This window comes from Kocuria carniphila (assembly GCF_004136555.1).
GTDB lineage: Bacteria > Actinomycetota > Actinomycetes > Actinomycetales > Micrococcaceae > Kocuria > Kocuria carniphila.
Genome location: NZ_NOIT01000014.1, coordinates 102,322 through 110,027 on the forward strand (window position 1 = coordinate 102,322; position 7,706 = coordinate 110,027).

At 64.0% G+C, this 7,706-nt stretch carries 6 protein-coding genes; 3 read left to right on the plus strand and 3 right to left on the minus strand.

The features are described from left to right. Positions 1-26 precede the first annotated feature (26 nt). The 3 genes from EWV37_RS11535 to EWV37_RS11545 all read right to left on the minus strand — a co-directional run bounded on the left by EWV37_RS11535 (position 27) and on the right by EWV37_RS11545 (position 3,826). On the minus strand, positions 27-1,406 hold the full coding sequence (locus EWV37_RS11535) for a DUF4192 family protein (protein ID WP_095798910.1): 1,380 nt from the start codon (positions 1,404-1,406) through the stop codon (positions 27-29). 141 nt (positions 1,407-1,547) lie between these two features. Further along, on the minus strand, positions 1,548-2,846 hold the full coding sequence (locus tag EWV37_RS11540) for an MFS transporter (RefSeq protein WP_095798911.1): 1,299 nt from the start codon (positions 2,844-2,846) through the stop codon (positions 1,548-1,550). Between the two features lie 59 nt (positions 2,847-2,905). Then, entirely contained in the window at positions 2,906-3,826 is a 921-nt protein-coding gene (locus EWV37_RS11545) for a PAC2 family protein (protein WP_129701702.1), read from the minus strand. A 212-nt stretch (positions 3,827-4,038) separates the two neighbouring features. Here EWV37_RS11545 and EWV37_RS11550 point away from each other — a divergent pair, with 212 nt between their 5' ends. The 3 genes from EWV37_RS11550 to EWV37_RS11560 form a co-directional block, all read left to right on the plus strand. After that, positions 4,039-5,577, plus strand: a complete 1,539-nt coding sequence (locus EWV37_RS11550; RefSeq protein WP_129701704.1) for a leucyl aminopeptidase — start codon at positions 4,039-4,041, stop codon at positions 5,575-5,577. A gap of 182 nt (positions 5,578-5,759) precedes the next feature. Next, complete coding sequence (gene lpdA / locus EWV37_RS11555; protein WP_095798914.1) at positions 5,760-7,127, plus strand: dihydrolipoyl dehydrogenase; 1,368 nt, start codon at positions 5,760-5,762, stop codon at positions 7,125-7,127. A gap of 115 nt (positions 7,128-7,242) precedes the next feature. Beyond that, the coding region (locus EWV37_RS11560) for a biotin/lipoyl-containing protein (protein WP_338032824.1) at positions 7,243-7,706 on the plus strand (464 nt) is incomplete at its 3' end.

A 7,706-nucleotide genomic window follows, 5' to 3' on the forward strand; every position in this document is an offset into this window, starting at 1 on the left:
ATGCCCCAAGTTTTGTTCCCGGTTCATCACAAATATTTTTCGTGAGCGTGGCGAGGGTCATTGCGTTTCGCCCACCAACGGTCTCCGGGCCACGCCGTACGGGGGTCGGTGCTCCACCACGGTATGTCCTGGATGTCCAGACGACGCCGCACGGTTCGGGCTCCCTCGCGACCCTCCGCGATCTCGTTGCTGCGCTCCAGGAGCCCCATGGCAGTGAAGGCTCGTCCCCTGAACACCTCCAATTGAGCGCGCGCGGATACGACGTCCGCGTGGACCATGGAGCACCGACGTTCCCGCCCTCGGAAGGCCTCCGCGGATTCCAATCCGTGGCTCAGCAACAAGTCCAATCCCTCCAGGATTCGATAGGCCGCTTCTACCGTGGCCCAGTCCGGAATGGACTCCCACTGGCCTAGCACCGCGTGCGCGCAACACAGCCCCTCAGCGACGTCCTCGCGCGTGGCGCAATACTCGATTGCGGGTGCTGGGAGGGACAAGACTTCTCGCAGGGACGCTTGCAGCCCCTTGTGCGCCCGCGCTGCTCGGTCCTGGTCACCGGTCAACCACGAGTAGAAGATCGCATCCCGGGTGATGTTGTGGGTCAACGCCATGACCAACCGAGCGAGATGCTGATCCGTGAGACTCAACAACGCGGAGGGCCAGTCGGCTCCTCCGGAGTTCATCACGGCGATGGCATCATGCCAGCGCCGCAGGTCTCGTTCGTAGCAGGCCGGCGCCTGGAAGTGACAGTGCCACTGCTCGTCCACCCACTCGTGATGGGTGCCCTCGTACGCGAAACCGTGGTCCTCGGGCACTTCGTCCTCGGTGTGCCAAACGCCCGGTCCCTCTGTTAAGTGGTCCAGGGCGTCGAGGAATCCGGACGACCGGTGCCTTAGCGCATCCGGCACCTGGCCAGGTTGTTCCGGGGTCAACTCGTTGAAACAGCTTCCGAGCGCCACCATGTGCGCGTTCAGCTGGCTGTCGGAGATCCCACTCACCGGCTGCGGTTCATCGACACGCTGGAGGTTCCACCAGTGCTCCGGGCCCACGACGAAACCACCGGTGGCGCGCATTCCGGAGTCCTCAACGGCCAGCCCCAGCCACGCCGCGCGGAAGAAGTCCTCCTCGGGTTGGGAAAGCACCGCCGTATCCGAGTACACCACCACCGTCGCCTGATGCACGTGACCGGTGGTCGCTGTCACCTCAGTCAGTTGTTGGGCGTATTCCGCAAGATCCTCCGTCCCGCTGGGGGTGGGCAGCTTCAAACACAGTGCTCCCCCGCTGGAGACCGGGATGAACAGGACGGCGCAATTGCGCGGTTCATATCCCAGTTGGTGCGGAATCAGCGCCAGGAGGTCTTCGTCGCAGCGGATCTTGACGGGTTCTTGGGGATCATTGAGGAGTGTCATGCCCCCACGATCCGCGAGGCGCGCTCACCACGTCTCGCGGCGGCGTCGAACTGTGCATGCCGGGCAAGAAGGAAACCCGAGAGACCGCACTGTGGAGTGTGAGTGCCGCGACTTAGGGGACCAACAGGTTCTCGGACGCGATCACACGGAGCGGGGCCCGTGCACCTTGCGCACTTTCTTAGTGCAGATGAGCACCGCAATGATGCCCACCGCGGCCACGAGACCCTGGGCGGCAATGGCGGGACGGAACGCCTCGGCATCGTAGAGGGTCGGTGAAACCCCCGCCGCGAATTGGAGGTCCAGCACCAGACCGGTGAGATAAATGGCCGCCAAGGACGCGATGAACCCGCCCACATTGGCCAAGCCCGTTGCGGTGCCTCCGCGGCGGGGCGGATTGAAGCTGCGCACGATGTCAAAAGCGAGCATGGACGCGGGATAGGACAACGCCAGCATGCCGACCGCAATGAACACCACGGCCGTGGGCGCCTCACCGGGCCACAGCAGCATGAGCGCCCACCCGCAGTAGATCACCGCGCAGAAGCACAGAGCGAGCACAGAGCGGCGCTTGGCGAACACCGCACTGAGCTTGCCCACGCCCAAACTCACCACCACGTTGACCACCACGAACGTGGTCATGACCACGGAGGCCTGAGTGGCATCCATCCCCTGAGCGTTCTGTAAATACGGGTACGCCCACATCAGGGCAAACGTATTGCCAACGAATTGCACGGCGAAGTGAACCCAGAAACCCAATTGCGTCCCGGGTTCCCGCAGGGATTCCTTGATGGTCGCGCCCACGGTTGCGAAAGAAATGGACTCGTTGAGCACGTTCACCCCCGGTGGTGCGCTGCGCAGTAGGGCCGCGGACAGCACGCCGGACAACAATGCCAAGGCCGCCAACGAAATGAACGCGGGAACCCAGCCGGTCGCGTGCAGCACGGCCGCGAAGGGGATCACGGAGAAGAGTTGCCCCAGATTGCCGGTCATGCCGACCACTTGGGAAAGCATGGGCACGCGCATGGCAGAAAACCATGCGGGCAACAGGCGCATGACGCATACGAACGTGGCGGCGTCACCGGCGCCCACGAGAATTCGGCCAATCACACCGGCCGCAACGGATTCGGCCGCCGCGAGCTGCAATTGGCCGACCACCATGCACGCGGCCCCGGCGCTGATCAGCACACGGGGCCCGAAACGGTCCACCAGCACACCCACCGGGACCTGCAGGGCGGCGTAAACCAGCACCTGCATCATGGAGAACATGGACAGGCCCGCTGCCACTGTCTGGAAGCGGTCCGTCGCTTCCACCGAGGCCACACCAAAGCTCGTCCGCTGGGCTACCGCCGAGAAGTAGGCGAAAACCCCCACCGCAAAGACGAGCCACGCCCTTCGCGAATCCTTCCCCTGATCACGGGGTGAAGACATGGGAGTGCGTGGCATGCTCAGGGTCCTTGGGTCGCAGTGGAGATCGCGGCCCGGCTAGTGCAGTTGCCGCGAGATCAGTTGTCCTGCTCGTCCTGAGAAGCGAGGAAAGCCTCGGCGGCCGCACCGAGTTCGTCGGCGTCGGGCAGATCGTCGTGGTCAGGACCGGCCAGGATGGAACGATGCGCTGACGCATCGACCACGTCATCGTATCGCCGTTCCATATTCTCGATGACGGACTGGATCTCCGGGGACCCATTGGCCTGCTCGTTGATCTGCTGAATCACGCCGCGAGAGGCTTCACGCAACTCGTCCGTGGGAAGCGTGCGGCCCGTGACGGCGCTCAGGTGCTCCAGAGCAGCCACTGCGGCCTGCGGCAAGTACGACTCCGCGAGATACTGCGGCACGTGTACCGACAGGCCCACGTGATCGATACCGGCGCCCTGCAACTTCAATTCCAGTAAGTGCGAGACGGAGGCGCTGATCTCGAAGGTCGGCTTGTTACCTCCCGTGCTCGGCAACAGGTCGGCCCGCGGTCCGTGCGCGGTGACCAACATGGGGCGGGTGTGGGGAACGGGCATGGGTATACCGCTCACCAGGGCCACCAGGCTCACGTCCAGGCGCTGGGCCAGGCCGACCACGGCCCGGGTGAAGCGCTCCCACTGAGTATCGGGTTCGGGTCCGGTGAGCAGCAAGAAATGACGACCCAGGCCATCCGTGACCACGCGCAGGGTGAGCTCGGGTGCGTCCCACTCTTCGAAGTGGTCCTCCACGAACTTCACGTGCGGCCGACGGGAACGGTAATCGTAGAGCTGGTCCAGATCGAACTGGGCCAGGGTTTCACTGGGCATGGAGTCCATGACCACGGCCTCGATCTGCCCGGCCAGGTGCCCCGCCTCCACATATCCGGACAACGCCACGATCATGGGCAATCCGCGCAGTCGCCCATCCCCGAGCAACGCGGGGTCACTCAGGTACAGCGCCGTAGGATCCAGCACAACGACCTCCTGCAAATAACTTGGGGGGACGAAACCAGCGACGGCTCGCCTCTTGATGACATTACTGACTTCAACGCCGGTGTGACCCGCCGGTATTCCCGCAGCGTACTGCGGAAGTGTCGGCACGTCCGGATAGGATCGGTGACGGTTCCCACGTTGTGATCCCCCTAGCGTGGGTAAGTGTCAGTGTTTCCGAACGAAAGGACACCATCGTGACCACCGTGCAGGACATTGTTGATATCAGCGATCTGAGCTTGGCCGTCAGTGCCAAGTCCCCGGCTGCCCTGTCCGCCGACGCGCTCGTCGTGGGTGTCGAGGCCCCCGGCAAGACCGTGAATCTGGGTCCCGCAGCCAATTCCAAGTTGAGCCGCACCCTGTCAGAGCTGGCCGAACTCGCGGGTGCCTCCGGTGCCGCAGATTCCGTCACCGTGGTTCCCGCGCCCTCCAACGTTTCCGCGCGCCTGGTCGCGTTCACGGGTCTGGGCAAGGTCAACCTCGACGACGCCGCCGCTCACGCAGAGTCCCTGCGCCAGGCGGCCGGTGAAGCCGTGCGCCAGTTGGCGGGCAAGGCCACCAGCGTGGTCGCTGCTCTGCCGACCACCTCCGTGGCCGAGGTCCAGGCCGTGGCCGAGGGCCTGGGCATGGGTGCTTTCAGCTACACGGCCCAGAAGGTGCAGACCCTGGACAAGCAGTCCACCCCGGTCGCTTCCGCGACCGTGTGTGTTGCGAAGGACCTCGCCAAGCGCTCGCAGGTGGCCGTGGAGCGTGCCGCCCACGTAGTCAAGGCGGTTCGCACCGCCCGCACCCTGGTCGATCTGTCCCCCGACACCGCCAACCCGGAGTTCGTGGCTGACTACGCAACCGCTGCCGCCAAGGGCAGCAAGGTCAAGGTCACCGTCCTGGCCGAGAAGGAACTGGCCCGCGGCAACTTCGGTGGTCTGCTCGGCGTCGGCCAAGGATCCGTTAACGGGCCGCGCCTCGTGAAGCTCGAGTGGGCTCCCGCCAAGGCCAAGCGCCATGTCTCGTTCGTGGGCAAGGGCATCACGTTCGACTCCGGCGGTCTCTCGCTCAAGCCCCCGGCCTCCATGATGACCATGAAGTCCGACATGGCCGGCGCCGCTGCAGTGCTGTCCACAGTGATCGCGGCGGCCGAATTGAAACTGCCCGTGGCAGTGACCGGTTGGCTCTGCCTCGCGGAGAACCTTCCGTCCGCCACGGCCACCCGTCCCGGGGACGTTCTCTCGATGCACTCCGGACACACCGTGGAAGTGCTCAACACGGATGCCGAGGGCCGTTTGGTCCTGGCCGACGGTCTGTGGGCCGCGGGCCAGGAGGATCCGGACCTGCTCGTGGACATCGCAACCCTCACCGGCGCCCAGATGGTGGCCCTCGGAACTCGTACCGCCGCCGTGATGGGTGACGAGCCCGCCCGCGACATGGTGGCCGAGGCCGCTTCCGCTGTTGGCGAAGCGACATGGACCATGCCCCTGCCCGAACACTTGCGCGCATCCCTGAACTCCAACGTGGCCGACATCAAGAACATGGGCGACAAGCACGGTGGCATGTTGGTGGCCGGATTGTTCCTGCGCGAGTTCGTTCCGGAGGTCAAGGGCAACCGCGTCCCCTGGGCCCACGTGGACATTGCCGGACCCTCGTTCAATGAAGGCTCCCCCTGGGGCTACACCCCCAAGGAGGGCACCGGATTCGGTGTTCGCACCCTGTTGAACGTGGCCGAGAACTACGCGTCGTAGTAGTCGTACCCGCCCCACCAAGCGCGCCACGCGCCGGGGACCCACGAGGTAGCAATACCTGGTGAGTCCCTGGGCGTGGCGATAAGGTGGGGACAAAACATCCAAGGGTCTGAGCGCACCGCAGATCGGTACGGCCAGACCGCATAGCAACGTCAAAACACTCGAACCCCGAGGGAGCCAACGTGGCCGACAACCAATACAACATTCTCGTCCTGGGCGGTGGATCCGCCGGATACGCAGCAGCACTGCGCGCAGTTCAGCTGGGTTACTCCGTGGCACTGTTCGAAAAGGAGAAGCTGGGCGGCACGTGTCTGCACTGGGGTTGCATCCCCACCAAGGCGTACCTGCATTCCGCCGAGTTGGCAGAGGGTGCTCGTGAGTCGGAGAAGTACGGCATCAAGGCCACGCTGGAATCCATCGACATGGGTGCCGTGCGCGATTACAAGAACAAGGTCGTGCAAGGCAAGTTCAAGGGACTCACCGGTCTCATGAAGATGCGCAAGGTGGACGTCATCGCCGGGGACGGCAAGTTGACCGGCCCCAACACCATCGAGGCCAACGGCACCACCTACACCGGTGAGCACATCATTCTGGCCACCGGTTCCTACGCCAAGACCCTGGGCATCGAGATCGGTGGTCGCGTGATGACCTCGACCGAAGCCCTCGAGATCGACTTCGTACCCAAGTCCGCGATCGTGCTCGGCGGCGGTGTGATCGGTTGCGAGTTCGCTTCCATGTGGCGCTCCTTCGGTGTCGACGTCACGGTGATCGAAGGCCTGCCCCACCTGGTGGCCAACGAGGACCCCGCCATCATCAAGATCGCCGAGCGTGAGTTCAAGAAGCGCGGCATCAAGTACAACCTCGGCACGTTCTTCGAGAAGGTCGAGCAGAACGACGACGGCGCCAAGGTCACCCTCGCGGACGGCAAAGAGTTCGAAGCGGACATCGTTCTCGTGGCGGTCGGTCGCGGCCCCAACACCGAGAACATGGGCTTCGAAGAGCAGGGCATCCCCATGGACCGCGGTTTCGTGACCCCCAACGAGCGTCTGCACACCGGTGTCGGCAACGTCTACGCCATTGGAGACATCGTTCCCGGCGTGCAGTTGGCCCACCGCGGTTACCAGCAGGGTCGTTTCGTGGCCGAGGAGATCGCCGGACTCAACCCGGTGCCCGTCGAGGACATCAACATCCCCAAGGTCACTTTCACCGAACCCGAGATCGCATCCGTCGGATACTCCCAGCCCAAGGCCGAGGAGAAGTTCGGTAAGGACAACGTGGAGACCTTCGAGTACAACCTCGCCGGTAACGGAAAGAGCTCCATCCTGGGCACGGGCGGCATCATCAAGCTCGTGCGCGAGAAGGACGGTCCCATTGTCGGATTCCACGCAATCGGTACACGCATCAGTGAGCAGATCGGTGAAGGTCAGCTCATGGTGAACTGGGAGGCATACCCGGAGGACGTTGCCGCGTTCATCCACGCCCACCCCACCCAAAACGAGGCCATCGGTGAAGCAGCCATGGCATTGGCCGGAGCACCCCTGCACGGTTGATACCGAGTCGATGCCCGCCACCCGGCGGGCATCGACGGTTAGCCCACCACCGGGGCGGTCACCCGCCCTGACAACTTGAGAGCATTTCTACGTTTAGAGAGGGACGGACGAGACAATGTCTGAAACCGTTAACCTGCCCGCACTGGGCGAATCAGTCACCGAGGGCACCGTTACTCGTTGGCTCAAGGAAGTTGGCGACGAGGTAGCCGTTGACGAACCCTTAGTCGAAGTTTCCACCGACAAGGTCGACACCGAGGTCCCCTCCCCGGTGGCTGGCGTCATTGAGAAGATCCTGGTCGAAGAGGACGAGGACGTCGAGGTCGGCGCGCCGCTGGTCGTCATCGGCGACGGTTCCGGTTCGGGCGATTCGGACGATTCCGGCTCCGAGGAGTCCTCAGATGATTCCGGTGAGTCCGAGCAGGCCGAAGAGCCCGCCGAGGACACCCAGGACGCCAGCGAGTCCGAGGAGAAGGAAGAGCCCAAGGAAGCACCCAAGGCCGACACCAAGAAGTCCTCGGGCAATTCCGTAGAGGTCACCCTCCCCGCACTGGGCGAATCCGTCACCGAAGGCACCGTGAC

Coding starts and splice junctions, on each gene's coding strand:
- EWV37_RS11535 (WP_095798910.1), bottom strand. CDS start 1,406: ATGACACTCCTCAATGATCCCCAAGAACCCGTCAAGATCCGCTGCGAC.
- EWV37_RS11540 (WP_095798911.1), bottom strand. CDS start 2,846: ATGCCACGCACTCCCATGTCTTCACCCCGTGATCAGGGGAAGGATTCG.